The following is a 26,258-nucleotide window of genomic DNA, read 5'->3' as shown; positions in this document are numbered from 1 at the left end:
GGCTTCGTCCCGCGTCTTGCGCGCGCGGATCTCTTACGCCTCATCCCACATTGGGATCGCGCACCTGCTTTTCATCGGCCATGCCGGCCATCGTCATCAGCGTATTGAGCGAGACGGCGCACAGCTTGCGCGCGCCGTCGGCCGCCTCGGCGTAAACCTTCGCCTCCGTCACGGTCAGCGATCGGCCGGGGCGCAGCACCTCGCCGACCGCGACCAGCGCCGCGCCGGCGCCGGGGGCGACGATGTTCATCTTGTATTCGACCGTCAGCACGCTGTCCTCGGCCGCCATCAGCGAGAAGGCGGCGTAGCCGCCGGCGTTGTCCGCCAGCGTCCCGATCACCCCGCCGTGGAAATAGCCGTGCTGCTGGCACAGATCCTCGCGGTAGGGCAGCCGGATCTCGACCTCGCCCGGCGTGACCGACGTCAGCTCGGCGCCCAGCGTGCGCATGAAGGTCTGGCGCGCGAAACTCTCGCGCACGCGGGCCTCGAAATGGGGATTGCGGGCCTCGAACGCGCTCATCGCTCCGCGCCCTCGCGCATCGCAGCGCCGCCCAGCTCATCCAACCGGCGCCGGCAGCTGCGCTCCACCTCCTGCAACTCAGAAAGGGTGAGCGCGATGTCCCGGCGCTTCTGCTCCAGCTCGGCGCGGCGCTCCTCGATCTTGTCGAGGAAATGCTGCAGCTGGCCGGCCTCGCCCGGCTCACGGTCGTAAAGGTCGATGATCTCCCGGATCTCGGCCAGCGTGAAGCCGAGGCGCTTGCCGCGAAGGATCAGCTTCAGCCGGACCCGGTCGCGCGGGTGGTAGAGGCGCTGCGCGCCCTGGCGCTCCGGCGCGATCATGCCTTCGGCCTCATAGAAGCGGATGGTGCGCGTGGTGATCGCGAACTCCCGCGCGAGTTCGGCGATCGTCCAGCAGCTCTTATGCGCCAGCAACTCGTCCATGCCGCGACGTTATTTGACGTTTACGTAAACGTCAATTGCAAAAGGCGGAGCGAGCAGGCGGCGCTCATCCGCCCGGCTTTCCGCCCCCGAGGCGGGGGGAGGAAAGCGGCGGCGCCCGTGGCGTCTGCGAGCCCCCCGGTCGCGCGGGCGCGCGCGTCCCCTTGAGGCTTCATCTCTGCGCTTGGCCGCTCCCTACGCCTGCCCCAGCAGCGCGAACGCATCGCCGGAGAGCGTCAGCGTCCGCAGCGCGGCGGCCGCGTGGGGGCCGCGGGCCATGAAGCCGTCGCTCAAGGCGCGTTCGAGCCCCGCGCCGCGGGCGTCCCCCCCGAAGCCGGCGCCCGAACTCGGCCCGACGAAGCGGCCGGCGAAGGGATCAACGGCCGCGCCGGCGCCGGCGCGGCCCTCCTCGCGCCGGTCGCGCGCCTGATCCTGCACGGCGTAGAGCGCTTGTTCGGCCTGCAGCTGATACAGCTGCTGCAACAGACGTTCGGAGCCGCGCACCGCGCGCGCGTCGCCGCCCTCCTCGACGAGGTAGCGGTGCTGCGCCGTGTGTTCGGCGATCCAATTCCAGGTTCCGTCGAAACGCGGGCCGAAGCCCCCGGAGAGCTCCGCCGCCAGCCGGCTGACCGGTGAGGCGGAGAAGACCGGATCGCCGGCGTAGGGCAGCGCCTGCGGGCGCAGGCCGAGCAGATCGGCCGGTTCGGCCTCGAGCGCCCCGTCCGCACGCAGCCGGTCGGCGAGCTCGATCACCTGACGGGCGGACATGGCGGTCAGATCGTAGCGCGAACCGGCCGAAGCGCCGTCTCGCTGCGCCGCCTGGGCGGCCAGATCCCTCGGCTCCGTGAAGGCGGCGCCCGGCAAACCGAAGCGCCCGGCGAAGACGTCCCAAAAGCGGTCGCGACCCATCGCGGCGGCCGCGTCGGCCTTCTCGGGCCGAAGCGTCGTCGCCTCGCGAAGCGCGACGGCCTGCGTCGCGGCGCGAAAGATGGCGGCGGGACTCTCGTCGGGTCGGCTCATCGCGGGCGCTCCTGTCGTCGTTCGCCGTCGGCGAAGCAATCGCCGTGCCGTCTTGCGCGCGCGCCGCCGCCGCCGCATCATCGCCGCGTCCGCGCCGCGACAGGATCTAGGAGAGCCCGGATGGATCTCTATCAAGGCTGGTTCACGCTCAAGGACGGCGTGGGCGATGTCGAGTTCGCGGATCATTTCGCCGCCTACATGACCCGTCTTCAGGACGAAGGCGCGATCACGGGATGGCGGCTGCTGCGCCGCAAGCTTGGCCTCGGCCCCGACTTTCTGCCGGAATTCCAATTCTATGTGGAGACCGACGGCCTGGCGCAGCTTGACGAGGCCTTCCGCGTCGTCTCAAGCCGCGCGGGCGAGTGGGAGCCGCTCCACCACTGCGTCAACAGCCGGGTCGATCAGGTCTTCTTCGCCCTGTACCGCGACTTTCCGGACCCCCATCGCGAACGGGGCGCGGAGCTTTTCTGAGCGCCGACCTTAAAGCAACACCACGGACGCCAGGCCGAGGAAGACGAAGAAGCCCACGACGTCGGTGATCGTCGTCAGGAAGACGGTCGAGGCGACGGCCGGGTCCTGCCCGATCCTCTCGATCCCCAACGGGATCAGCGTGCCGGCGAGGCCCGCGACGATCAGGTTGGCGATCATCGCGAAGGCGATGACGCCGCCCAGCATCGGGTCGCCGAACCAGCCCCAGGCGACCAGCCCCATGATGATCGCGAAGAGGAAGCCATTGATGCCGCCCACGATCACCTCTTTCCAGATGATGCGCATGGCGTTGGCGGCGGTCAGTTCGTTGACCGCCTGGGCGCGCACGGCGACCGTCAGCGTCTGGGTGCCCGCATTGCCGCCCATGGAGGCGACGATCGGCATCAGGACGGCCAACGCCACCGCCTTCTCCAGCGTGTCCTCGAACAGCGCGATCACCAACGAGGCGACGATGGCCGTGCCCAGATTGACCAGCAGCCAGGAGAAGCGCAGCCGCGTCGTGCGGAAGATGTCGGCGTAGAAATCGTCCTCGGATACGCCGCCGAGCTTGAGGATGTCGTCCTCATGCTCCTCGTCCATCACGTCGACCACGTCGTCGAAGGTCAGCACGCCGATCAGCCGGCCGCTTTCCTCCACCACCGGCGCCTCGACCAGGCCGTACTGCCGGAAGATGAAGGCGACGTCCTCCTGATCCATGTCGCCGGGGACCAGCTTCGGCTCGGCCTCCATGATGTCAGAGACCGCGACGACGCGCCGCGAGCGCAGCAGCTTCGAGAGCTGCAGCAGCCCGACCGGCCGATAGGCCGGGCTGACCACCACGACGTTGTAGAAATCGTCCGGCAGCTCGATTTCCTCGTCGCGCATGTAGTCGATGGTCTGGCCGACGGTCCAGAAATTGGGGATCGTCACGACCTCGTGCCGCATCAGGCGGCCGGCGGACTCTTCCGGATAGCTGAGCGAGCGTTCGTAGAAGGCGCGCTCGGCGGCCGGCACGGCGCGCAGCACTTCCTGCTGGCGCTCCTCCGGCAGATCTTCCAGCAGGTCGACGGCGTCGTCGGATTCCAGGTCCGCGACGATCGCCGCCAACTGCTTGACCGTCAGCACGTCGACGAGATCGTCGCGCACCGAATAGTCGAGATAGGAGAAGACCTCGTAGTCGAGATCCTCGCCCAGCGCGCGCAACAGACCGACGCGCTGATCGTGGGTCAGACGCTCCAACAGGTCGGCCAAGTCGGCGGCGTGCAGCGGTTCGACCAGGGCGCGCAGCGCGTCGGCCGGCTGCTCCTGATCGACGGCGCTCGCGCAGGCCTCCACGGTCTCGTCGTCGAGGCCGTAAAGCTCGTCGAAAGCGTCCTGGGACTCCGCCTCCTCGGCGGCGTCGTCCGAGCGCTTCTTCTCGTCGAGATCCGCCATGCCGGCGCTCCTATCCGCTGACGCGGGCGGGATCAGCCGGCCGCGCGCTCCTCATAAATCTGCGCATCGACCACCGCCAGCGCCGTCATGTTGACGATGCCGCGCGCGGTGACCGAGGGAGTCAGTACATGGGCCGGGCGCCCCGCGCCGACCAGTATCGGCCCTACGGACAAGCCGTCGCCCAGAACCTTGAGCGTATTGTAGGCGATGTTCGCCGCGTCCAGCGAAGGCATTATCAGGAGATTCGCCGACCCCTGCAGCTTGGAGTCGGGAAAGATGAAATCCCGCAAGTCCGGATCGAGCGCGGTGTCGGCGTGCATCTCGCCCTCGACCTCGAGATCGGGACGGCGCTCCTGCAGCAGGCGCACCGCCTCGCGCATGCGCCGCGCGGACGGCGTGTCCGAGACGCCGAAGTTCGAATGCGACAGCAGCGCAATCTTCGGCTGGATGCCGAAGCGGCTCACCTCCTCCGCCGAGAGCTCGACCATCTCGGCCAACTCGTCCGCGCTCGGCTCGTAGGAGACTTGCGTGTCCGCGATGAAATAAACGCCCTTGTCCAGGATCAGCATATTCAGCGTCGACATGTCCTTGGCCTCCGGCCGGCAGCCGATGATGTCGCGCACATGCTTCAGATGCTTGATGAACTGGCCGACCGTGCCGGCGATCAGGGCGTCCGCTTCGCCCAGATGGACCATCAGCGCGCCGATCACGGTGGTGCGCGTGCGCACGACCTCGCGCGCGAATTCAGGCGAGACGCCCTTGCGCCCCATCAGTTGCTGATAGGTCGTCCAATAGGTCTTGTAGCGCGGATCGCTTTCGGGATCGCAGAGCTCGAAATCCTCGTCCATGCGCAGCCGCAGGCCCAGGCGCTCGATCCGGTTCTGCACCACCTGGCGCCGTCCGATCAGGATCGGCTTGGCGACGCCGTCGTCGACCACCACCTGAACCGCGCGCAGCACGCGCGCCTCCTCGCCTTCTGCATAGACCACGCGCTTCGGGTTCTGCATCGCGCGGTCGAAAACCGGTTTCATGACGGTCCCGGACCGGTAAACGAACTGAGACAGGCGCTGGCGATAGGCCTCGAAGTCCTCGATCGGCCGCATGGCGACGCCGCTCGCCATCGCGGCCTTCGCCACCGCCGGCGCGACCTCAAGGATCAGGCGCAGATCGAAGGGCTTGGGAATCAGATGCTCGCGGCCGAAGCCGCCGATCTCGCCATAGGCCTTGGCGACGACCTCGGTCACCTCGCGCCGGGCCAAGGCCGCGATCGCCTTGGCGCAGGCGACCTTCATCTCCTCGTTGATCGCAGTCGCGCCCACGTCCAGCGCGCCCCGGAACAGGAACGGGAAGCACAGCACGTTGTTGACCTGGTTCGGATAGTCCGACCGCCCGGTCGCCAGGATCGCGTCGGGGCGCACGGCCCGCGCGTCCTCCGGCCAGATCTCCGGATTGGGGTTGGCCAGCGCGAAGATCAGCGGATCGGGCGCCATCCTCTCGACCATCTCCGGCTTCAGGACGCCGGGGGCGCTCAAGCCCAGAAAGACGTCGGCGCCTTCGATCACCTCAGACAGCGCGCGGCATTCGGTCTTCTGGGCGTAGCGCGCCTTGTAGGGGTCCATCTCGTCGACCCGGCCGTCATAGACGACGCCGGCGATGTCGCAGACCGTGACGTTCTCTCGGCGCGCGCCCATGTTGACCAGCATGTCCAGGCAGGCGAGCGCCGCCGCCCCGGCGCCGGAGCAGACGATGCGCACATCCTCGAATTTCTTGCCCACCAGCTCCAACGCGTTGAAGACGGCGGCCGAGACGATGATGGCGGTGCCGTGCTGATCGTCGTGGAAGACGGGGATGTTCATCCGCTCCTTCAGGCGCCGCTCGATCTCGAAGCACTCGGGCGCCTTGATGTCCTCCAGATTGACGCCGCCGAAGGTCGGCTCCAGGGCGGCGACGATGTCGCAAAATTTTTCGACCTCGCGCTCGTCCACCTCGATGTCGAAGACGTCGATCCCGGCGAACTTCTTGAACAGGACCGCCTTGCCCTCCATCACCGGCTTGGAGGCGAGCGGCCCGATCGCGCCCAGCCCCAGCACCGCCGTGCCGTTGGAGATCACGGCCACCAGATTGCCGCGCGCGGTGACGCTCGCGGCCTCTTTAGGGTCGTCGACGATCGCCCGGCAGGCCGCCGCCACCCCGGGGGAGTAGGCGAGGCTCAAGTCCCGCTGATTCGCCATCGGCTTGGTCGCCGTCACCGACAGCTTCCCCGGCGGCGCCATGCGGTGATAGTTCAGCGCCTCGTCGTCGAAATTCTCGGCCATGATGGAAAGTCACTCCCCCCGGCAGGTATGATGCTGCGCCGCGCGGCTTAGGCTATGGGGGAGAGGCCGCCGCCTCAAGCGGGGAGTGGGGGCTGGCTTAAAGACCGCCCCACCCCCCGTCGTCCCGGCCGCAGAGCCGGGACAATCGGAGCCTGAGCGGCGCGCAAACCCCGGTTGGCCCGGCTCAAGGCCGGGCCGACGATAAGGCCCCAATTCTTCTAGGACAGCACTGCGCTTTCGCGAGGATATTTTGGTCCATAGCGTCCATTCCGACGCCTCAAACGAAAAAGCCCGCCGAAAGGGCGGGCTCTCTCGAAAAAGAATGGTGCGGTCGAGAAGACTCGAACTTCCACGGGCTCTCGCCCACAGCGACCTCAACGCTGCGCGTCTACCAATTCCGCCACGACCGCATATCTTTTCATGACGGGCCCGGGGGGCCGTTTGAAGCCTTGCCCCCGAGCGGTGCGATGATCTAGCAAATCGACCCTGGGCTTTCAAGGCGGGTTTCCGTAGGCCCGCCGCCTTTTTTCGATAAGAGGATTTCCGCCGATGAGCGCGCGCGCCGAAGACGCCTGCCCCGCCGGTCAGCCGGACGCAACGATGCGCCCGGTGGAGTGGCGGATATCCTCTGCGCCGGTCGCCTACGAGGCCGCGCTGGCCGAGATGGAGGCGCGCGCGGCGGCCGTGCGCGACGAGGGCGCGCCGGAGCTGGTGTGGCTGTTGGAGCACCCGCCGCTCTACACGGCCGGGACCAGCGCGAAGGCCGAGGATCTGCTGGCGCCCGAGCGCTTCCCCGTCTTCAAGACCGGGCGCGGCGGGCAATACACCTATCACGGCCCCGGTCAGCGGGTGGCCTATGCGGTGATTGATCTGAAGGCGCGCGACATCGACGTGCGCTGCTACGTGCATATGCTGGAGGCGTGGGTGATCCGCGCGCTGGCCGAGTTCGCGGTAGAGGGCGAGCGGCGCGCGGGCCGCGTGGGCATTTGGGTCGACCGCAGCGGCTCGGGGGGCGCGCCCGTCAAGGAAGACAAGATCGCCGCCATCGGCGTGCGGGTGCGCCGCTGGGTCGCCTTCCACGGCCTGGCGCTCAACGTCGAGCCGGATCTCTCCCACTTCGAGGGCATCGTGCCCTGCGGCGTCGGGGAGGAAGGGCTCGGCGTCACCTCGCTGGTCGACCTCGGCCTGCCGGTGACGATGGCGGACGCCGATCTGGCGTTAGAGCGCGCGTTCACTGAGGTCTTCGGTCCCTTCACCCGGGCGCCGGCGCCATGACCCGACGCCTGGCCGCCTTGCTCTGCTGCCTACTGCTGAGCCTCGCCGCCTGCGACACCGTCAAGGTGCGCGGCGAAGGAGGCTCCCGCTCCGAGCCGGAGATCGATATCGGCGTCACATTCTGAGCGGGACGCCTCGCCCGGGGTCGTCATCACGTCAGTCGGTGCGGGAGGAGACGTTCCGAACCACCGGCCGCATGGCTCGCCGGCCCGGACCGGTCCCGGGCCGACGGGCGATGACGGCGCCCGCCGCCGTTCCCCCGGGACGGGGCCGGGGTGACGTGTCTTCGCGGATTCATTGACCCGACCTAATCAAGTCGGGGCGGCAAGAGGATGAGGGGCGTCGGCGCGAAAGCGGGACCCGTCGCGACCCGCGCCGGTTCCGCAGGCGCAAGCGCCCCCTACTCCATCCGGCCGTTCGCCATATAGCCGGCGGCGCGCTTGACGGTGATGAAGATCGGATCGGACATCACCGGGGGATCGTGCGGCACGTGGTTCTGATCGCCGAGCAGCAGTTGCAGGCGATGTTCGCCCGGCGGCAAAGTGATGATCATCTCAGTCTGGCCGCCGCCGAAATGGACGTGCCGGTCGTCGGCCGGGATGGGCTGATCCATCTCCTCGTACTCTGTGTTGATCAGCAGGTGGTGGTGACCGCTGGCGGGCTCGTCGGTCCCGGCGGGCACGATGTCGACGCCCTCGGCGTACATGATCACATGCACCTGCGAGCCGTAGATGATCGAGCCCGGCGCGGGCGAGGAGAAGGCGACCCGCGCGCCTTCCGGCGCGGGCGTATCCTGAGCGAGCGCCGTCGGCGCGGCGGCAAGCGTGAGCGCGGCTAGCGCGGCGGCGGAGAGAAGCGTGCGCATGGAGTGATCCTCCCTGTTGGACCGGCCCGAAGGCGGGCCTGTACGACGGGCGGCGGCGCGCGCCCTGCGCGTCGTAAACGGCGTTAGAAATACGCACGAAGTACCGCGCCGGATCACATCCTGGAGACGAGCGGCGGGGTGGATGGCGGAGGACGCGACATTGTCGAAGGAGGGGCCGCACCGGCTCGTCAGGGCGCGGTCCGTCGGCGCATTGCCGTCAGCGCACACGACGCCGCGCGCCGGGCCGGCGTTCGGCGGCAAACGAGCGATGCGGGCCGAAACGGCCCGCGGGCGCCTGCGTCCCGCACTCCGGCTCGGAGGTCCGGCCGGTTCAAAGCGAGGGGACGGCGCGCCGAGCGCGCCGACAGCGCGTCAGTCGGTCGGGTGCGGCCCGTCCAACGGATGGTCCTTAGCGCGCCCTTCGATCTTGATACCCATAGCTGTCGCCTTCCAGGATTCGCCGGCGCGGACCCAAACCCCGCGCCGCCTTGCCAACCGCATCGCCGAAGAAATCCGCGGACGTCGTCCGATCGATTTCGCCGGGGTATGGCGATGCACGCTGTTATCTTTGCAAAGACTGGACCATTTTTTTATCACATATCCGACGCTATTTTAGTCATTTCAGGCGTTTTATTCCGTCATCCGAAATAGTGTGGAGATATTTTGGGCGCCCACCCGACTAATATTTAGGCGCCGCTCAAACCGTAGGCCGTTTCTCGAAGCCGGGCGTCGGCGTCTCGGCGCTGTCGGAGACCTGGACGTCACGCACCCGGGCGTGGCTCGGCCCGTCATGGGCGAGTTCGACCATCCGGTCGACGGACGTCGACGGACCGGAGAAGACGGCCTCGACCGTTCCGTCGCGCCGGTTGCGCACCCAGCCGTCTAGGCCGAGCTCCTCCGCCGTCTCCTGCGTCCAGGCGCGGAACCACACGCCCTGCACCTTACCGGAAATGATCGCGTGGATGGTCTTGCTGTCGTCTGTCATCGGTCTTTTTCACCTCCGCCCTCGCATATTTGGCGACGGCGGCGCGCGCGCAACCCCTGCAGGTCCGGCTCAGTCGTCGGCGTGCGGCGCTTTTCGCATCGGCGTATGAACGACGCCGTTGAAGCAGGTCCGCGGACCTGTCGCGACAAAGCCTAGCGCCCGATAGCGCGGCAACGCGAAGTCGCTGGCGCTCAAGGTCGCCGCCTCGCCCTCGAAGCCGTCCGGAAGCCCCGCCGGCAGTCGGCGCGAAAGACCGCGTCCCTGCCGGTCCCCGGCGACGACCATCAGCCTGATATGGCCGCCGTCGCGCTCCGCGTAGGCGACTGGGACGATCAGCGACTGGGACGATCAGCCGTTCTATCGCCGGCGCCTCGGCGGGCGACGCCCGACGGGTCATAGCCGCGTCTCACTCGAACTCCAGGATCGCCTGATCGACGGCGAGGCTGGCGCCCGGTTCGGCGTGCACCTCCTTCACCACGCCGTCGGCGACGGCGCGCAGCACGTTCTCCATCTTCATCGCCTCGACGACGGCCAGCTCCTCGCCGGCCTTGACCGGATCGCCGACCTTCGCCTTGAGCCGCACCAGCAGCCCGGGCATCGGCGAGAGCAGGAACTTCGACATATCCGGCGGCTCCTTGAAGGGCATCAGCCGCTGCAAGGGCGCGTGGCGCGCCTCCACCGCCAGGGCGCGCGCCCGCCCGCCGTCATGCGTCAGAACCCAACCGGCGCCGTCGCGGTCGACCTGGAAAATCGTCTCCGCATCGTCGATCCGCGCGTGGAACAGCGGCTGACCGGGCCGCCAGCCGCTGGCGATGTGACGGTCGCGGCCGTCGACCGTCACCCGGTCGGCGTCCGCCCCGCGGTGCAGGGCGACCGCATGCTCCTCTTTCTCAACCGTGCCGAGGAAGACGGCGTAGTCGCTCGGCTGCTCCGGCTCTCCGCCCGCCAGCTGACCGGAGAGGCCGCGCTCGCGTCGCTCCACCCGGTCCTGGATGACGGCGGCGACGGCGGCGAAGAGCCCCGGGTCGGCGGGCTTCAAGTCGGCGTCGGTCAGGCCGTCTGGATATTCCTCGGCGATGAAGTTGGTGGTTATCTCGCCGCTCTCGAAGCGCGGATGCTTCGCCACCGCCGAGAGGAAGGAGAGATTGTGCGACAGCCCGCGCACGTAATAGCCGTCGAGCGCCTGACGCAGCGTCGCCAGCGCCTCGGCCCGGCTCTTCCCGCCGGCGATCAGCTTGGCGATCATCGGGTCGTAATAGATCGAGATCTCGGCGCCGTCATAGCAGCCGCTGTCGGTGCGCACGCGCCCGCCGCGCTCGTCCGGCTCGATATAGCGCGAGAGACGGCCGGTGGACGGCAGGAAGCCGCGCTCCGGATCCTCGGCGTAGAGCCGCGCTTCGATCGCCCAGCCCTTGAGCTGCACGTCGTCCTGGGTCATCGGCAGTTTTTCGCCGGCCGCAACGCGGATCATCAACTCCACGAGGTCGAGGCCGGTGACGAACTCCGTCACCGGATGCTCCACCTGGAGGCGCGTGTTCATCTCCAGGAAATAGAAGTTCTTGTCCTTGTCGACGATGAACTCGACCGTGCCGGCGCTGCAGTAATCGACCGCCTGGGCCAGCGCCACCGCCTGCTCGCCCATCGCCTTGCGGGTGGCTTCGTCCAGGAACGGGCTCGGCGCCTCCTCCAGCACCTTCTGGTGCCGGCGCTGGATGGAGCACTCGCGCTCGCCCAGATAGACGCAGTTCCCGTGCTGATCCGCCATCACCTGGATTTCGATGTGGCGCGGCTGCTCGACGAATTTTTCGATGAAGACGCGGTCGTCGCCGAAGCTGTTGCGCCCCTCGTTCATCGCGCCGACCAGACCGTCGCGCGCCTCCTCGTCGTTCCAGGCGAGCCGCATGCCCTTGCCGCCGCCGCCGGCGGACGCCTTCAGCATCACCGGATAGCCGATCTCCTTGGCGATGCGCACCGCCTCTTCCGGGTCGGTCACCGCCTCCAGATGGCCGGGCACGGTGTTGACGCCGGCCTTCTCGGCCAGCTTCTTGGACTCGATTTTGTCGCCCATCGCCTGAATGGCGCCCACCGGCGGGCCGATGAAGGCGATCCCGGCGTCGGCCAGAGCCTGGGCGAAGGCCTTGTTCTCGGAGAGGAAGCCGTAGCCGGGATGCACCGCCTGCGCGCCCGTGTCCTTGCACGCTTGCACGATGCGCTCGATCTGAAGGTAGCTTTCGGCCGACGGCGGCGGGCCGACATGCACCGCCTCGCCGCCCAGCTCCTTCGCCATGCGCGTGTGGCGCGCCTCGACGTCGGCGTCGGAATAGACGGCCACCGGCGCGATCCCCATCGCGTGCGCCGTCTTCATCACCCGGCAGGCGATCTCCCCGCGATTGGCGATCAGGATTTTTTTGAACATGGCTGTTTTCCTCACCCCGCCCGGCTCACAGCGGAATATTGTCGTGCTTTTTCCACGGGTTCTCGAGCTGCTTGTTGCGCAGCAGGCGCAAGCTCTTGGCGATGCGCCGGCGGGTGCCGTGGGGCAGGATCACGTCGTCGATGAAGCCGAGCGAGCCGGCGACGAAGGGGTTGGCGAACTTCTGCCGGTATTCTTCCGTGCGCTGCTCGATCTTGGCGGGGTCGTCGCGGTCGGCGCGGAAGATGATCTCCACCGCCCCTTTGGGGCCCATCACCGCAATCTCGGCCGACGGCCAGGCGTAGTTCACGTCGCCGCGCAGATGCTTGGAGCTCATCACGTCATAGGCGCCGCCATAGGCCTTGCGGGTGATGACGGTCACCTTCGGCACCGTCGCCTCGGCGTATGCGAAAAGCAGCTTCGCGCCGTGCTTGATGATGCCGTTATATTCCTGCGCCGTGCCGGGCAGGAAGCCGGGCACGTCGACCAAGGTGACGATCGGGATGTTGAAGGCGTCGCAGAAGCGCACGAAGCGCCCGGCCTTCTTGGAGCTGTCGATATCCAGGCACCCGGCCAGCACCATCGGCTGGTTGGCGACGACGCCGACCGGATGCCCGTCGACCCGGGCGAAGCCGATGATGATGTTGGCGGCGTGGCCGGGCTGAAGCTCGAAGAACTCGCCCTCGTCGGCGATCTTCGTGATCAGCTCCTTCATGTCGTAGGGCTTGTTGGGATTGTCCGGGATCAGGGTGTCCAGCGACATGTCGATCCGATCGGCCGGATCGTCGGTCGGGCGGACCGGCGGCGCCTCACGGTTGTTGAGCGGCAGATAGCCCAGGAAGCGGCGCAGCTGGAGGAGCGCCTCCACGTCGTTCTCGAAGGCGAGGTCGGCGACGCCGGACTTGGTGGTGTGGGTGATCGCGCCGCCCAGATCCTCGGCCGTCACCTCCTCGTTGGTGACCGTCTTCACCACCTCCGGGCCGGTCACGAACATGTAGGAGCTGTCCTTCACCATGAAGATGAAGTCGGTCATGGCGGGCGAATAGACGGCGCCGCCCGCGCACGGCCCCATGATCAGCGAGATCTGCGGCACAACGCCGGAGGCCAGCACATTGCGCTGGAACACGTCCGCGTAGCCGGCGAGCGAGGCGACGCCTTCCTGGATGCGCGCGCCGCCTGAATCGTTCAGGCCGATGACGGGCACGCCCGTCTTCATCGCCTGATCCATCACCTTGCAGATCTTGCGCGCGTGCGCGGCGGAGAGCGAGCCGCCGAAGACCGTGAAATCCTGGCTGAAGACGAAGACCGGCCGGCCGTTGACCAGCCCGTGGCCGGTCACCACCCCGTCGCCCGGCGTGCGCTGGTCCGCCATGCCGAAGTCGTGGCAGTCATGCTCGACGAACATGTCCCATTCTTCGAACGAGCCGTCGTCGAGGAAAAGCTCGATGCGCTCGCGCGCGGTCAGCTTGCCCTTGGCGTGCTGCGCGTCGACGCGCTTCTCGCCGCCGCCGAGGCGCGCGGCCGCCCGTTTCTCTTCGAGCTGCCGGATGATCTCCTGCATGGAGCCCCCCCGTGAAAATGAACGCGTTTCTTATCGCTTGCGTCCGTTCTAGCGCGAGTCCCGGGGGTTGGCCAGACGGCAGGGGCGGCGCAGAGTCAGAGGCGGTTCAGGAAGGCGGTCGCCTCTTCAAGCTCCTGAAGAAGCCGTGCGCGCCGGGCGGCGGCCTCTTCGTCCTCGCCCCATTTTTCGGCCTGGACGGTCTCGTCGAGGGTCGCCAGAGCGTGCGCCTCTTCCGGGCTCAGCCGACCCTCCAGCAGCGCGAGCGCGAGCACCAGCGAGCCGGTCGCCGTCGTCATGACGTGGACGGCCGTCAGCCGGAACGCGTCGAGCGCGCCCAGCGCCCGGCCGAACAGCATCAAGGCTGCATTGTCCTGGGCGACCGGCATGATCCCTTCCGCCACGACAAGCCGCGCGCCGTAGCGCTCCGCCGCCCAGTCGAGGAGCGGCTGCCAGGCCGCGTCCTGGCGCGGGCGCAGGACCCCGTCGGCTTCATCCGGCGCGGCGCGGTAGCACAGCAAATCGCTGCCGGCGTAGGCGGCGGCGTCGGCGGCCACCGCCTGCGCCTGCGGGACCACGCGGTCGAGCGCCGTCGCCGTCAGCGTCATCATCGGCATGGAGGCGGGGTCGATCTTCGCGTCCTGCGCCGCCCATTCCGCGGCGACGGCGTCGGCCAGCGCGCGGGTCGGCGCGATCAGATGGACGCGCCGCCCCTGGGTGCGGATCGGCTTTCCGTCCAGCAGCACGGCGAAGCCGTCGTCCCCGTCGACGGCGTCGATCTCAGCCGCGGGCGCGGCGGCGGCTTGGGCGTAGAAACGCTTCAACTGGCTCATCGGACGGCGATCCTCGCTTTCCTTGGTGCGCGCGCTAGTCATCACAGCCGCGCGGCGCGATCAAGCGTCCCCATTGGGGAGGGTAGGGGGTGGGGCGCGCCGCCCGCTCCAACCCAGGGCGTGCGTCCTCGGCGTGAACGACTATACTGTCGGCCCTCTCGCTTACGGTCCGCCAACAGTTCTACGGCCTCGCCGCTTATGTCTTTCCTCAGCCTCCGCGCCCGCCTGATCCTGCTCGTCGTCCTGGTGCTGGTCGTCGGCTTCCTGGCGACCAACGTCGTCAGCTACCAGGTCAGCCGAGAGCGCATGCGCGAAAGCGTGCTGGAGACGGAGCTGCCGCTCACCGGGGACACGATCTATTCCGAAATCCAGACAGATCTGGTCCGCCCTATCTTCATCGCCTCGCTCATGGCGAACGACGCGTTCCTGCACGACTGGGCGAACGACGGCGAGCGGGAGGCGGATCCGATCGTGCGGTATCTGGCGACGATCAAAGAGCGCTACGACGTCTTCACCGCCTTTTTCATCTCGGACGCGACGCGGAACTACTACCATTTCACGGGCGTGCCGCAAGTCGTCTCGGCGGCGGATCCGGAAGACGTCTGGTACTTCCGCGCCCGCGACATGGAGGCCCCGTACGAGATCAACATCGATCCCAACCAGGCGCAGGACAACACGCTCACCATCTTCATCAACTACCGTGTGATCGACGCCGCCGGGCGCTTTCTCGGGGTCGCCGGCGTCGGGCTGGAACTGCAGGCGGTCGCCGAATTGGTGGAGCGGTATCGCCGCGTCTTCGAGCGCACGGTCTATTTCGTCAATGACGACGGGCTGATCACGATCCATCCAAATCCGGAGATCGCATACAGCCGCCGCCTGTCGGAGGTCGAGGCGCTCAAGGGCCTGCGGGCCGAAATCCTGAACCGCGAGCGCGGTGCCTTCCAGATCAGCCGAGACGATCGGCCTGTGCTGATGACCACGCGCTACATTCCGGAGCTGAACTGGACGCTGGTGGTGGAGGCGGACGAGGCCGAAGCGTTGGGCGATCTCGAGGGCGGCTTCCTGTCGAACTTCGCCATCGGCCTGACCGCCATCGTGCTGACGATCCTGGCGGTCGCGGTCGCCATCAACCGGTATCAGCGTCGTCTCGAGCGGATGGCGACCACGGACGTGCTGACGGGCCTCGCCAACCGCCAGCTGTTCGATCAGCAGCTCGACCGCGCGATCCTGCGCGCCCGCCGATCGGGCGAGCCGCTCAGCCTCGTCATGCTCGACCTCGACCGCTTCAAGGCGCTCAACGACCGCTACGGCCACCTGGCCGGCGACCGGGTCCTGAAGCAGGTGGCGGCGCTCGCCAGCCAGTGCGTGCGCCGGTCCGACGTCGTCAGCCGCTGGGGCGGCGAGGAGTTCGCGATCCTGATGGAGGACTGCCCGTGCGAGAAAGCCGTACAGGCGGCCGAGACCTTGCGCGCGCGCATCGCCCAGGCCGATTTCTCAACCGCCCTGGGCGTCCCCGGAGCCGAGAGCGTCACCGCCAGCTTCGGCGTCGCCGCGCTTGACCCCAAGCGCGCGCCTTTGGAGCGCCCGGACGTCGAGGACGCCGCGGTCGAGCGTCCGGCCCATGACACCGCAGCCGCTATCGAAAGCCTGCTCGGCGGCGCCGACCGCGCGCTCTACGACGCGAAGGCGGCCGGGCGAAACCGCGTGAAAGCCGACCGGGCGGTTTAGCCGGCCATGAGGGAGGCGAGCGCCCGTTTCGCCCTCGCCGGTCGTGCAGACCCCGTGCGCCTTCAGTTTCCGAACAGATTCTTCAGCCCGTCGGTCACACCTTTGACCGCGTCGCCCGCGCCTTCCAAGGCCTTCTCCGGCGCCTGCTTGATTTGGTCCTGGACCGACTCGCTGTCGCTCGACTGCGCCTCCTGCTGGGCCGCTTCGGCGCTGGCCATGCACGGATGGTCCTCGGGCAGCGAGGCCGACATGATCGCAAGCGCCGCCGTCAATCCGCCGCCGGTGAGAAGCGCGCCGCCGACCGACAGCAACGCCTTGGCGGGATCGGGATCCGGGATGACCCGCGGGCTGGCCAACGTCCCGGTCAACAGCAGCGGGATCGAGATCACGCCGGTCTGCGGCTTGATCCCCATCGCAAGCTCTTCCGTGTTCAGGTCGATCGCGCCGTCACCAGTGACGGTCGAGACGTCGGTGTCGACGAAAACGCCCTTCGCCTCCATCAATCCGCTGGTCGCGCCGTAGTCGACGACGGCGCAGTTGACCACGACCCATTCGCCCTCATTGCCGAACAGCACGTCGGCCAGGCGCGCCATGTTCGAGCCCATCGCGTCTTCGACCGCCTTTCGGCGCACGCGGCTGTCAACCACGACGGCCGAAAAGGACCCGTCCAAACTGGCGGCGATTTGACGGGGGCTGTCGCCCGCCCCTTTCAGGTCGATCCGCAGATCAAGCGGCCCCTCGAGCTTGTCCTTCAAGCCCGCCGCGCCGCCGAGCGCGCCGAGATCGAGTTTGTCGCCCGTCAGGTCGATGGCGAGCGGCGCCGGCGTCGTCGAGCCGTCGAGGACGATCGTCCCGTCCAACTTGCCGCCCCCCACGTCGGCGGTCAGCGTATCGATCGAGAACCGCCCGCCCGTAAGCGCCGCCGCCAATTGGAAATTGTCGAACTCCGAGCCTTGCAGCAGAAGCTGCTTGGCGTTGTAGCGGATGTCGGCGTCAAGCGACTGCAACGCCGCCAACGGCAGCGGATCGTCCGGGATGACCCGACCGTCCCCGGTCTCGGCGCCGCCGGACGCCTGCCCGGCCGACGCGTCGCCGGCGCCCTGGGCGGAACCGCCGCCCTCACCTGTCACGTCGACGGTGTCGAAGCGCTGCGAACTCAGCTTCGCCGTGATCTTGGGAACCGCCCCGGTCAGATCGGCGATCACCGAACCGGCCAAGTCGCTGTCCCCGATCTTCGCCGTGAAGGGCTCCAGCGTCACCGGCTCGTTCGCGCCGGCCTTGATCGCGCCGGTCACGTCGACCGGGCCGATCGAGGGAACGCCGCCGCCGACGGCCTGGGACAGCACGCCGAGATCCGGCGAGACGACCGCGAAGCTCAAATCCGCGCCGGCGCCCTTGAGGGCGTTGTCGATCGAACCTTGGGCCGTCACCTTCACGGTGTCGGCCCGGCCGAAGTCCAGCGCAAGGTTCTGCACGCCGAGCCCGTCGGAGCTGGAGCCCTGAATGCGCATGGACAGGTCGAGCGGCCCCAGCGCCGGCACCCCCTCCCCGCCCGTATAGGTCTGAGCGAGCGCGTCGAGATTGCCGACCTCCACCGCCTTGGCCGTGAGATCGACCGCGACGCCGCTTTGCGCCATGAGATCGGCCACCTCGCCCGCCGCGGTCACACGGATCAGATCCTCCGCGCCGAGTCCGAAGTCGAGATCGTTGATCGCAAGCTTGCCCGGACGACCCGCCATCGGCAGATCGCCGACCAGACGCGCCGACAGATCAAGCGGCCCCAACGCGGGCACGCCTTGGCCCGTATAACTTTCCGCGATCGCGCTGAGGGCGCCGATCTGATTGGAGCGCGCGTCGATCGAGATATCCACCCCGGCCGCGTTCATGGCGTCCGCAATCCCGCCCTTGGCGGCGAGCAGGATGGTCCCGACGTCGCCCATCGCCGCGTCGAGCCCGGTAACGGCGATCCCGCGGGCCATCCCGCCGGTCACCCGCGCGTCGATCTTGAAGGGACCCAAATCGGGGATCGTATGACCCGCAAAGCGGTCGGCCAGCACGGAGAGATTGCCGATCTCCTCCCCCTCGACCCCGATCGCGAGGTCGAGGCCGGCGACCTTGGTCGCGGACGCGATCTCGCCGGTGACGAGCAGACGGATGAGTTCCGGTCCGCCGACGTCGATCGCGACATCCTCGGCGGCGAGGTCGCCGTCGCTGTCCCCCTTCAACGCCAGCGACGCGGTGAAACCGCCGACCTGCGGCGCGTCGACGCCGAACTTGGCGGCCAGATCGGCCAATTCCTCGGCCGCCGCCTCGAAGGCCAGGTCGAAGCCCCGCCCGGCCGTCGGCTCCATGATCGCGCCGGTGAGCGCGACCTTGACGCCGACCAGATCGCCCGTCACATCAACCTCCCACGGCGTCGAGGCGTCCTGCATCGCAGCCGGCGAGCCGAGCGTGCCCGCCATCGTCATCGGCAGATCGTCGAGCGCAGCGTCGAGCGCCAACGACAGCGGCGCCTCCGCCCCCTCGCCCTGCAGCGAGAGCCGAGTCAGGCGGAACGTGTTTTCGGTCCCCGCCTGGGCGTTGCGGACGATCGCGGTGATGTCTTCGATCAGCACGTCGCGCAGGATCGGAATCGTGATCGGGCCGCCGCGCGGCGCCTCGATCTCGCGGCCTTCGTCGGCGTGCTCGCCCGTCTCATCGGGCGCGCCGGCGGGCTTGAACGCGGTGTTGGAGACGCCGTCCGCGTTGGTCTCGACCAGCACGTCGACGCCGGACAAGCGCACGCGCACGACGTCGGGCGTCCCGAAGATCGTCGGGATCAGGCGCACGACGGCCTCAAGCTGATCCACGCTCGCCATGGCGGGCTGGGAGCCCCAGTCGGCGTTGGCGAAGGTGACGTCCGAGACGGCGACGCGGGTTTCCGTGCCGATGTCGAGTTCGATCGGACCGTTGATGGTCAGCTGGCGGCCCGTCTCCTCCATCACCGCCGCCTCGATGTCCGCCTTGTAGGCGTTGGGGTCGATGTTGAGGACGTAGGCGAGGCCGCCGCCCGCGATCACCACTAGGACCGCAAGGACGCCGATCAGAATCTTCCAGGCGCGTCGCATCGGACTTTCTCTCCTCGTCAACCGGCGCCCGGTCTTGCGCGATCGGGCTTAAGCCGGCCCCTCCCACAGGGTCTGAGCCAGGACCGGCACCTGCTCGAAGCGCTCGGCGAGCGCATGGGCCCCGGCCTTGGTCAATTCGTGCGGCGGATGGTAGCCCCAGCCGACGCCCACGGCCTTGGCGCGCGCGTTCGCGGCCATGGCCATATCGAAAATCGTATCCCCGATCACGACCGTGTTCCAGGGCTCTGCGCCGACTTCCGCCATCGCGTCCAACAGAATATCCGGCGCCGGCTTGCCCGGGCCGTCGTCGGCGGTCTTCAGCACGGTGAAATATGGGGAGAGATTATGGCGCTCCAATGTCTGTTGCAGACCGCGCCGGCCCTTGCCGGTGGCGACGGCGAGGATCACGTCGTCGCCGGCCAGCGCCTCCAACGCCGCACGACAGCCGGGGAACAGCGGCTCCTCATGCCGGTCCAGCATAGTCCCGCCCAGGAAGGCGTCGCGGTAGTGATCGGCCAGGCGGTGGTGCAACTCGGCCGCATGCGCGTGCGCGATGTTGGCGATCGCCTGCACCAGCGGGAGCCCGACTTGCCGGCGCACCAGCGCCTCCTCGGGCGCCGGCAGCCCTTCGGCCGCCCAGGCGGCGTTCATCGCGGCGACGATCACGCCTGCGCTGTCGACCAGCGTCCCGTCGCAATCGAAGACGGCGAGGCGCAGCGGCGCGTCGCTCATTTGAAATCCTCGAACGGATCTTCGGCCGCCGACAGTTCGGGATCGAATTCGAACAGGTCCAGCGTCTCGCGGAAGGCCTTGGGCGGCTGAGCCGTGATCGTCGCGCCGGCGTCCGGCAGGCCCGGCGGAATGGTGATCTCGCGGGCGTGCAGGTGCAACGCGCGGCCGGCCGACGCGCGGTCTAGCTCACCGTCGGGGAAGGCCGCCTTGCCGCCGTACTTGCCGTCGCCCAGGATCGGCGTTCCGATCGCGGCCATGTGCGCGCGCAGCTGGTGCGTGCGTCCGGTGCGCGGCCACAGCGCGACCAAGGCCGCCTTGTTGCCGGCGTTCTCCAGGACGACGTAGTCGGTGATCGCAGGCTGGCCGTCGTCCGGGTCGGGCTCCACACGCTCCGACCCCTTGGCCCCCGCCTTGGAGAGCGGCAGCGTGATCGTCCCCGCCTTCGGATCCGGCACGCCGACGACGATCGCCCAATAGACCTTGCGCGTCCGGCGGTCCTTGAAGGATCGGCCCAGCTTGGCGGCCGTCTGCCGGTCGCGGGCCAAAAGCAGGACGCCGGAGGTGTCCTTGTCCAGGCGGTGGACGAGACGCGGACGCTCGGGCGCCTCGAACTTTAGGTGCCCCAGCATGCCGTCGAGATGCCGGGTCGTCTTGCTGCCCCCCTGCACCGCCAGGCCGGCCGGCTTGTTGAGCGCCAGGATCGCCGGATTGCGGTGGATCACCAGGCTTCGCGCCAAGGCGGCGTCCTTAGGATCGGCGGGCTGATCGTCGGGGCCGCGGGGCTTACCGCCGCCGGCTGCGGCGGCGTCGGCGGCCTGATAGGGCGGCACCCGGACCTTCTGGCCCGGCTGCACCCGGTCGGAGGCCTTGACCCGCCCCCCGTCGACCCGAATCTCGCCCTTGCGCAGCGCCTTTTGCAGCCGCGCGAAGGGCATGTCGGGCAGCCGCGCCTTGAACCAGCGATCAAGGCGCATGTCGGCCTCGTCCGGCTTCACCGTCAGCGTCTTGACCCCGCCGCTCACCCCGCGCCTCCGCCGAGCGCCAAGCGCGTCACCGCCATGCCGAAGTAAAGCCCGCCGATCGCCAGGACGACGGAGCCGACGATATAGCCGGCCGCCTGGGCGATGTGCCCCCGCTCGATCAGCAGCACGGCGTCGAGCGAGAAGGTGGAGAAGGTGGTGAATCCCCCCAAGACCCCGACCGCGAGAAAGGCGCGCGCCTCAGCGAACGGCGCGCCCAGGCGCGCGAACCCCTCCACCAGCCCCCCCATCAGGAAGGAGCCGAGGACGTTGACCGCGAAGATTCCCCACGGGAATCCGCCGCCGAGCGCGCCCGTCACCCAGCCGGCGGCATAGTGGCGGCCGAGGGCGCCGAGCGCGCCGCCCAGGGCGATGGCGAGAAGCTGCGTCATGATGCGGCGGTTATGCGGCCGGTCGCGCCCGGATGCAAGGGCGGCCTATTCCTGCGCGACGCGATCCGATATCCTGCGCCGTTAGGGCATGGGGAACTGGGATGACGCAGCGGCTGGACCACCCGACGACGCATCTGGCGCCGGAGACGGCCCGTCAGATGGTGGAAGACGCCGGCGTCGGCATCTTCCAGACCGCGCTGGACGGGCGCTTCCTTTATGGGAATGACGTGCTGGCCACTCAGCTCGGCTTCGATTCGGCGGCCGCGATGCTGGCGGCCGGCGCGAATTCCAAGGATTTCTACGACGATCCGAGCGATCAACGCATCATCCGAGCGACAATCGACGAAGGCGGATCGGTCCGCGGGCGCATCCTCAAGGCGCGACGGCTGGACGGCTCGCGCTTCTGGGTTCGCGAGACATCCACGGCGATCCGCGACGCGACGGGCCAGGTGATCGGCTATGTCGGCTCCGTCGCCGACGTCAGCGATCTGATCGAGACGCAGGAGCGCCTCGCCGAAGCGGAGGCGAGCTATCGCCGCATCTTCGAGCGCGCGACGGAAGGGATCTACCGGTCCTCCCTCGACGGCAAGCAATTGCGGTCCAATCCTGCGCTCAACCACCTGAACGGCTACGCGACGGAGGAGGAGCACCTCAACGCCGTCAAGGACATCGCCACCGAATGGTACGTCGATCCCCAACGTCGGGACGAGTTCAAGCGGCTGTTGGAGCGTGACGGCGTCGTCGAAGACTTCGAGAGCGAGATCTACCGCCACGGCACGCGCGAGCGGATCTGGATTTCCGAGAACGCCTATCTCGTGCGCGACGACGAGGGCGAACCGCTTTATTTCGAGGGCACCGTCCGCGACATCACCGCGGCCAAGCGCGCCGAGCAGGAAACCCAGCGCGCGCTCGAACGGGCCGAGGCCGCCAACCGCGCGAAGACGGACTTTCTGGCGCATATGAGCCATGAACTGCGCACGCCGCTCAACGCCATCCTCGGCTTCTCCGACCTGCTGCGCGAGGCGGCGGATTCGCTGCCGGTGGACAAGGTCGCCGCCTACGCCGACGACATCCATCGAAGCGGCTCCTACCTGCTCGACCTGATCAACGACGTGCTCGATCTCTCGCGCATCGAAAGCGGGGCGTTTCCGCTTGAGATGCAGCGCACCGCCGCGATTGAGGCCGTGGAGGAGGCGCTCGACGCCGTCCGTCCGATGCTGGAGGCGCGCGCCCTTGCGGTCAGCGTGCAGATCGCGGAAGGCGTCGCGGTGCAGACGGACCGACGCGCCTTGAAGCAGTGCCTTTTAAATCTGCTTTCCAACGCCGCGAAATTTGCGCCGGAGGGCTCCGGCGTCTGGGTCACGGCGGGCGACGCACCCGGCGATCCGGACCGGCTTGCGCTCACCGTACGCGACGAAGGCCCGGGCTTGCCGAAGACGGTCCTGGAACGCCTGGGCGAGCCCTTCGTGATCCAGGACGACCCGCAATACGCCAAGCAGCCGGGCAGCGGCCTCGGGCTGGCGATCACGCGCTCGCTGATGCTGCGGATGGGCGGCGAACTGACGGTCGTGAACGCCGCCGCAGGCGGCGCGGCCGCCACGCTGCTGGTAAAACGGGCTTAATCAGCCGGAGCCGACACGCCCCGGGCCAGGTGCCCCGTCTTCACCCACAGCCGCGCGCCGGCCGGCCCGGCGGTCGCTTCAAGCGGCCGATCCGGCGGCAGGCGCAGCCACGAGCCCGGCTTGAGCGCATCGCCGCTTTCGCTCAGCGCGCCGTCGAGGATGAAGAGCTCCAAGCCGCCGTGATCCGCCAGCCGCTGAACCGACCCGGACCGCCAGGTCTCGATTCGCACGCATTCGCGGGCGTCCTCGAACAGCGGCAGCTGGCGGACGCCCGGGCGGTCCTCCGCCGCACGGCCGACCTCCCCGGCGGTCTCGACCCGAACCGGCGTGCGGTCGTCGGGGTCGAACTGCCAGAGCTTCACCAGGATCGTGCAGCCGGGCGCGGAGCCGGGCGTGTGCCGGCTCGTCGGCGGGTTTCGCACGTAGGTTCCGGTCGGATAGTCGCCGTGCTCGTCCTGGAAAACGCCGTCCAGGACGAGGAACTCCTCACCGCCGCCGTGGGTGTGCGGGCTGAAGGCGCTGGCCGGGGCGTAACGCACGACGGAGGTGGCGCGCGCCACTTCATCGCCCAGTCGATCCAGCATGCGGCGCTCGACGCCGGGCATCGGCGAGGCGACCCAGGGCAGGTCGGCGCTGTGAATCAGGACGCGTGCGTCGAAGTCGGCGTTGATCGCGGCCATCGGATCAGCCGCCCCCCGCGTCGCGCGCGGCCTTGCGGCGCTGGGCGCGCAGATTGGCGAAATAGGTCTGGCGCTTCTTCAACTCTCGCTCGAAGCCGCGTTCGACCGGCTGATAGAGCTCGACCCGCGCCATCTCGTCCGGGAAGTAATTTTGCCCGGAGAAGCCGTCCTCCGCGTCATGGTCGTAGGCGTACCCCTTGCCGTAGCCGAGTTCCTTCATGAGCTTCGTCGGCGCGTTCAGAATGTGCTTGGGCGGCGTCAGGCTCCCAGCCTCCTTCGCCGTCTTCAGGCTCGCCTTGAAGGCGACGTAGCTGGCGTTCGACTTCGGCGCGGTCGCCAGATATATGACCGCCTGCGCCAGCGCCAACTCCCCCTCGGGCGAGCCCAGACGTTCGTACGCATCCCAGGCGGCGAGCGCCTGCTGGCAGGCGGCCGGATCGGCCAGGCCGACATCCTCATAGGCGAAGCGAACCAGCCGCCGGGCGATGTAAAGCGGATCCTCACCCCCGTCGAGCATCCGCCCCATCCAATAAAGCGCCGCGTCGCAGTCGGAGCCGCGCAGGCTCTTGTGCAGCGCGCTCATCAAGTTGAAGTGGCTTTCGGCCGACTTGTCGTAGACCGGCATGCGCTTCTGCACGGCCTCGGCCAGCGCCTTCGGGTCCATCGGCGTCGTGGTTCCAAGACCGTAGAGCGCCTCCGCCATGTTCAGGAGATAGCGCCCGTCGCCGTCGGCCATTGCGCGCAGGGCGGCCCGGGCCTCGTCGGTCACCGGCAAGGGGCGGCCTTCATCTTCCTCCGCGCGGACGAGCATGCGCTCGAGCGCCGGGTCGTCCAGGCGGTTCAGCGTGAAAACCCGGCACCGCGACAGCAGGGCCGCGTTCAACTCGAAGCTGGGGTTCTCAGTCGTCGCGCCGATCAGGACGACGGTGCCGTCCTCGACATACGGCAGGAAGCCGTCCTGCTGCGCCTTGTTGAAGCGGTGGATCTCGTCGACGAACAGCACCGTACCCTGGCCGGCGACGCGCCGTTCCTTGGCGCGATCGAAGACCTTGCGCAGGTCTGCGACGCCGGAGAAGACGGCCGACAACGGTTCGAACGCAAGCCCGCTTTCCTCCGCGATCAGCCGGGCGATCGTGGTCTTGCCTCAGCCCGGCCCGCCCCACAGGATCAGCGAGGTCAGCCGGCCGGCGGCGAGCATTTTCTGAAGCTGCCCGGCCGGGCCGACCAAATGATCCTGCCCGACCACCTCTTCCAGCGCCTGCGGGCGCAACCGGTCGGCCAGCGGGCGCGGTGCGTCCGCTTCGAACAGGCCGCCGCCTTGCGCTGAAGTGGATTTCGAGCGCACCATCTCAGCGCACCGCCACGCTCAGGCGCTCGCCGTCACGCTCGACCTCCAAGCGCCACTCCGTCGGCGGATTCGCCGTCAGGCGGCGCAGATCCTCGGTGCGCTCGATCGCCCGCCCGTTCACCGTGCGCAGAATGTCGCCCGGGCGAAACCCGGTCCGTGCGGCCACACTGCCGCGGGGGACCTCCACCGCCATCACGCCGAACAGGTCCGTCGGCAGACCGAGCTCGTCCGCCACCGCAGGGGAGAGATTGAGGAAAGTGGCCCCCGTCATAGGGGTCCGGCCCTGCACCGTCACCGGATCGCGCGGCGGCTCCTCCGGCGGAGCGATCAGCGCGAAGTCGGCCGCCCGCGCCGTCCCGTCGCGCAAGTAGCCCAACTCGGCCGACCCGCCGACGCCGCGGGTGGCCAGGCGGAAGCGCAGCGATTGAGCGTCGACGATTTCCCGGCCGTCGATCGAGACCACGATGTCGCCGGGCTCCAGCCCGGCCCGATCGGCCGGGCCGCCGTCGGTGACGCCCTCGACGATGACGCCGCGCGGGGCGGGCATGCCCAGCGCCTCCGCCATGTCGGGATCGACGTCTCGGCCGGCGAACCCGAGCCAGGGACGCTCAACCGGTCGCCCCTCGACCGCGGCCGCGACGATGGTGCGGGCCATGTCCACCGGCACGGCGAACCCGATGCCGTTGGAGGCGCCGGTCTTGGAGAAAATCGCCGTGTTGATTCCAACGACGGTTCCGTCGAGCGCCACCAGAGCCCCGCCCGAATTGCCGGGATTGATCGCCGCGTCGGTCTGAATGAAGGACTGAATGTCCGTGACCCCCACCGAGGTGCGCGCCAGGGCCGAGACGATGCCGCTGGTGACCGTCTGGCCGACGCCGAACGGGTTGCCGATGGCCAGCACGAGATCGCCGACCTCGAGCGCGTCCGACTGGCCGAGCGTCGCGACGGGCAGATCCGGATCCGGGTCGCTGAGCCGCAGCACGGCGATGTCCGTTCGCTCGTCCGACACCAGGATCTCGGCGTCGAAGCTCCGCCGGTCGGACAGCACCACCTGGATTTGATCAGCTTGCTGGATGACGTGGTGATTGGTCACGACGACGCCGTCTCCGGAAACGATCACGCCGGAGCCGAGCGAGTTCTCGACCCGACGGCGCGGTTGCGTCAGCCCCTTGAGCGCGTCGCCGAAGAAGCGCTGAATCAACGGATCGTTCAATAAGGGGCTTTGGAGGCCCGGCCGCTCGACCGTCTTTTCGGCGTAGATGTTCACCACCGCGGGCGCGGCCTGTTTGACGACCGGCGCGAAAGAGAGGTCGATCTGCGCCCGGCTGTCGGGAACCGTCTGGGCCGCGGCGGCGACGGAGCCGAGCGAAGCGGTCGCGATCAGAAGCGCTGCAAGGAGCTGTTTCATCGCCCCAAAATAGGCGGGCGCGGGGGGCGATGAAAGGGGGCGGCGGCGCGCCCTGTCCCCCAAGCGCCCTCGGACGCGCGGTGCGGTCAAAAAAAGGGCGGCCCGCGGGCCGCCCTT

At 68.6% G+C, this 26,258-nt stretch carries 22 protein-coding genes, 1 tRNA gene and 1 pseudogene; 5 read left to right on the top strand and 19 right to left on the bottom strand.

The genetic code is table 11. The annotated features are described in order from the left end of the window. Window positions 1–40: 40 nt before the first annotated feature. The 3 genes from RIB45_RS05040 to RIB45_RS05030 form a co-directional block, all read right to left on the bottom strand. Complete coding sequence (locus tag RIB45_RS05040) at window positions 41–520, bottom strand: PaaI family thioesterase (protein WP_350049138.1); 480 nt, start codon at window positions 518–520, stop codon at window positions 41–43. After that, window positions 517–942 carry a MerR family transcriptional regulator gene (locus RIB45_RS05035; RefSeq protein WP_350049137.1) on the bottom strand — a complete coding sequence of 142 codons (426 nt, stop codon included), beginning with the start codon at window positions 940–942 and terminating at the stop codon, window positions 517–519. The genes RIB45_RS05040 and RIB45_RS05035 overlap by 4 nt, the downstream gene beginning before the upstream one ends. 192 nt (window positions 943–1,134) lie before the next feature. Then, window positions 1,135–1,959: a hypothetical protein gene (locus RIB45_RS05030; RefSeq protein ID WP_350049136.1), complete on the bottom strand. Its 825-nt coding sequence runs from the start codon at window positions 1,957–1,959 to the stop codon at window positions 1,135–1,137. Window positions 1,960–2,079: 120 nt separating this feature from the next. Here RIB45_RS05030 and RIB45_RS05025 point away from each other — a divergent pair, with 120 nt between their 5' ends. Then, a complete protein-coding gene (locus tag RIB45_RS05025; protein WP_350049135.1) occupies window positions 2,080–2,430 on the top strand; it encodes a DUF6614 family protein in 351 nt (116 codons plus the stop codon). 9 nt (window positions 2,431–2,439) lie between these two features. Here RIB45_RS05025 and mgtE read toward each other — a convergent pair whose 3' ends face one another. The 3 genes from mgtE to RIB45_RS05010 all read right to left on the bottom strand — a co-directional run bounded on the left by mgtE (window position 2,440) and on the right by RIB45_RS05010 (window position 6,586). After that, entirely contained in the window at window positions 2,440–3,861 is a 1,422-nt protein-coding gene (gene mgtE / locus RIB45_RS05020; RefSeq protein WP_350049134.1) for a magnesium transporter, read from the bottom strand. 32 nt (window positions 3,862–3,893) lie between these two features. Continuing rightward, window positions 3,894–6,176, bottom strand: coding sequence for an NADP-dependent malic enzyme (locus RIB45_RS05015; RefSeq protein ID WP_350049133.1), 2,283 nt, complete (start codon window positions 6,174–6,176; stop codon window positions 3,894–3,896). A gap of 323 nt (window positions 6,177–6,499) precedes the next feature. Beyond that, a tRNA-Leu gene (locus RIB45_RS05010) sits at window positions 6,500–6,586 on the bottom strand. Between the two features lie 190 nt (window positions 6,587–6,776). Between RIB45_RS05010 and lipB the strand changes: the two genes are divergently transcribed. Beyond that, window positions 6,777–7,451, top strand: a complete 675-nt coding sequence (gene lipB / locus RIB45_RS05005; protein WP_350049156.1) for a lipoyl(octanoyl) transferase LipB — start codon at window positions 6,777–6,779, stop codon at window positions 7,449–7,451. Next, complete coding sequence (locus RIB45_RS05000; protein WP_350049132.1) at window positions 7,448–7,576, top strand: hypothetical protein; 129 nt, start codon at window positions 7,448–7,450, stop codon at window positions 7,574–7,576. The genes lipB and RIB45_RS05000 overlap by 4 nt, the downstream gene beginning before the upstream one ends. 275 nt (window positions 7,577–7,851) lie before the next feature. Here RIB45_RS05000 and RIB45_RS04995 read toward each other — a convergent pair whose 3' ends face one another. The 6 genes from RIB45_RS04995 to RIB45_RS04970 all read right to left on the bottom strand — a co-directional run bounded on the left by RIB45_RS04995 (window position 7,852) and on the right by RIB45_RS04970 (window position 14,105). Further along, entirely contained in the window at window positions 7,852–8,316 is a 465-nt protein-coding gene (locus tag RIB45_RS04995; RefSeq protein WP_350049131.1) for a DUF4399 domain-containing protein, read from the bottom strand. A gap of 697 nt (window positions 8,317–9,013) precedes the next feature. Beyond that, window positions 9,014–9,301, bottom strand: a complete 288-nt coding sequence (locus tag RIB45_RS04990; protein WP_350049130.1) for an acylphosphatase — start codon at window positions 9,299–9,301, stop codon at window positions 9,014–9,016. Between the two features lie 69 nt (window positions 9,302–9,370). Continuing rightward, the gene (locus tag RIB45_RS04985) at window positions 9,371–9,634 is read right to left on the bottom strand and encodes a GNAT family N-acetyltransferase (protein WP_350049155.1); all 264 of its coding nucleotides are present in this window, start codon (window positions 9,632–9,634) and stop codon (window positions 9,371–9,373) included. 73 nt (window positions 9,635–9,707) lie between these two features. Beyond that, window positions 9,708–11,717: an acetyl-CoA carboxylase biotin carboxylase subunit gene (locus RIB45_RS04980; RefSeq protein ID WP_350049129.1), complete on the bottom strand. Its 2,010-nt coding sequence runs from the start codon at window positions 11,715–11,717 to the stop codon at window positions 9,708–9,710. A gap of 25 nt (window positions 11,718–11,742) precedes the next feature. Continuing rightward, window positions 11,743–13,275, bottom strand: a complete 1,533-nt coding sequence (locus RIB45_RS04975; RefSeq protein ID WP_350049128.1) for an acyl-CoA carboxylase subunit beta — start codon at window positions 13,273–13,275, stop codon at window positions 11,743–11,745. Between the two features lie 95 nt (window positions 13,276–13,370). Beyond that, window positions 13,371–14,105 (bottom strand): ATP12 family chaperone protein, encoded by a 735-nt coding sequence (locus RIB45_RS04970; protein ID WP_350049127.1) that lies wholly within the window; start codon window positions 14,103–14,105, stop codon window positions 13,371–13,373. 198 nt (window positions 14,106–14,303) lie between these two features. Here RIB45_RS04970 and RIB45_RS04965 point away from each other — a divergent pair, with 198 nt between their 5' ends. Further along, a complete protein-coding gene (locus RIB45_RS04965) occupies window positions 14,304–15,833 on the top strand; it encodes a sensor domain-containing diguanylate cyclase (RefSeq protein WP_350049126.1) in 1,530 nt (509 codons plus the stop codon). A 62-nt stretch (window positions 15,834–15,895) separates the two neighbouring features. Here the strand turns inward: RIB45_RS04965 and RIB45_RS04960 are convergent, their stop codons facing one another. The 4 genes from RIB45_RS04960 to crcB are packed head-to-tail and all read right to left on the bottom strand — an operon-like array spanning window position 15,896 to window position 21,083. After that, a complete protein-coding gene (locus RIB45_RS04960; RefSeq protein ID WP_350049125.1) occupies window positions 15,896–18,940 on the bottom strand; it encodes an AsmA family protein in 3,045 nt (1,014 codons plus the stop codon). A gap of 48 nt (window positions 18,941–18,988) precedes the next feature. Beyond that, window positions 18,989–19,672, bottom strand: a complete 684-nt coding sequence (locus tag RIB45_RS04955) for an HAD-IA family hydrolase (protein WP_350049124.1) — start codon at window positions 19,670–19,672, stop codon at window positions 18,989–18,991. Further along, window positions 19,669–20,694, bottom strand: a complete 1,026-nt coding sequence (locus RIB45_RS04950) for an RluA family pseudouridine synthase (protein WP_350049123.1) — start codon at window positions 20,692–20,694, stop codon at window positions 19,669–19,671. The genes RIB45_RS04955 and RIB45_RS04950 overlap by 4 nt, the downstream gene beginning before the upstream one ends. Further along, window positions 20,691–21,083, bottom strand: coding sequence for a fluoride efflux transporter CrcB (gene crcB, locus RIB45_RS04945; protein ID WP_350049122.1), 393 nt, complete (start codon window positions 21,081–21,083; stop codon window positions 20,691–20,693). The genes RIB45_RS04950 and crcB overlap by 4 nt, the downstream gene beginning before the upstream one ends. A gap of 101 nt (window positions 21,084–21,184) precedes the next feature. Between crcB and RIB45_RS04940 the strand changes: the two genes are divergently transcribed. Then, window positions 21,185–22,705, top strand: a complete 1,521-nt coding sequence (locus RIB45_RS04940) for a sensor histidine kinase (protein ID WP_350049121.1) — start codon at window positions 21,185–21,187, stop codon at window positions 22,703–22,705. On the opposite strand, the gene RIB45_RS04935 is transcribed toward RIB45_RS04940, so the two are convergent. The 3 genes and pseudogenes from RIB45_RS04935 to RIB45_RS04925 form a co-directional block, all read right to left on the bottom strand. After that, the gene (locus RIB45_RS04935; protein WP_350049120.1) at window positions 22,702–23,385 is read right to left on the bottom strand and encodes a cupin domain-containing protein; all 684 of its coding nucleotides are present in this window, start codon (window positions 23,383–23,385) and stop codon (window positions 22,702–22,704) included. The two genes, RIB45_RS04940 and RIB45_RS04935, sit on opposite strands and share 4 nt — an antisense overlap. Window positions 23,386–23,389: 4 nt before the next feature. Next, window positions 23,390–24,733 (bottom strand): annotated as a pseudogene (locus RIB45_RS04930) (replication-associated recombination protein A). 1 nt (window position 24,734) lies between these two features. Beyond that, on the bottom strand, window positions 24,735–26,141 hold the full coding sequence (locus tag RIB45_RS04925; protein ID WP_350049119.1) for a Do family serine endopeptidase: 1,407 nt from the start codon (window positions 26,139–26,141) through the stop codon (window positions 24,735–24,737). Window positions 26,142–26,258: the final 117 nt, after the last annotated feature.

Origin of the sequence: Marivibrio sp., assembly GCF_040218065.1 — a bacterium.
Classification (GTDB): domain Bacteria; phylum Pseudomonadota; class Alphaproteobacteria; order UBA8366; family Aestuariispiraceae; genus Marivibrio.
The sequence above is the reverse complement of the archived record's forward strand: the minus strand, read 5'-3'. Positions and strand labels throughout refer to the sequence as shown.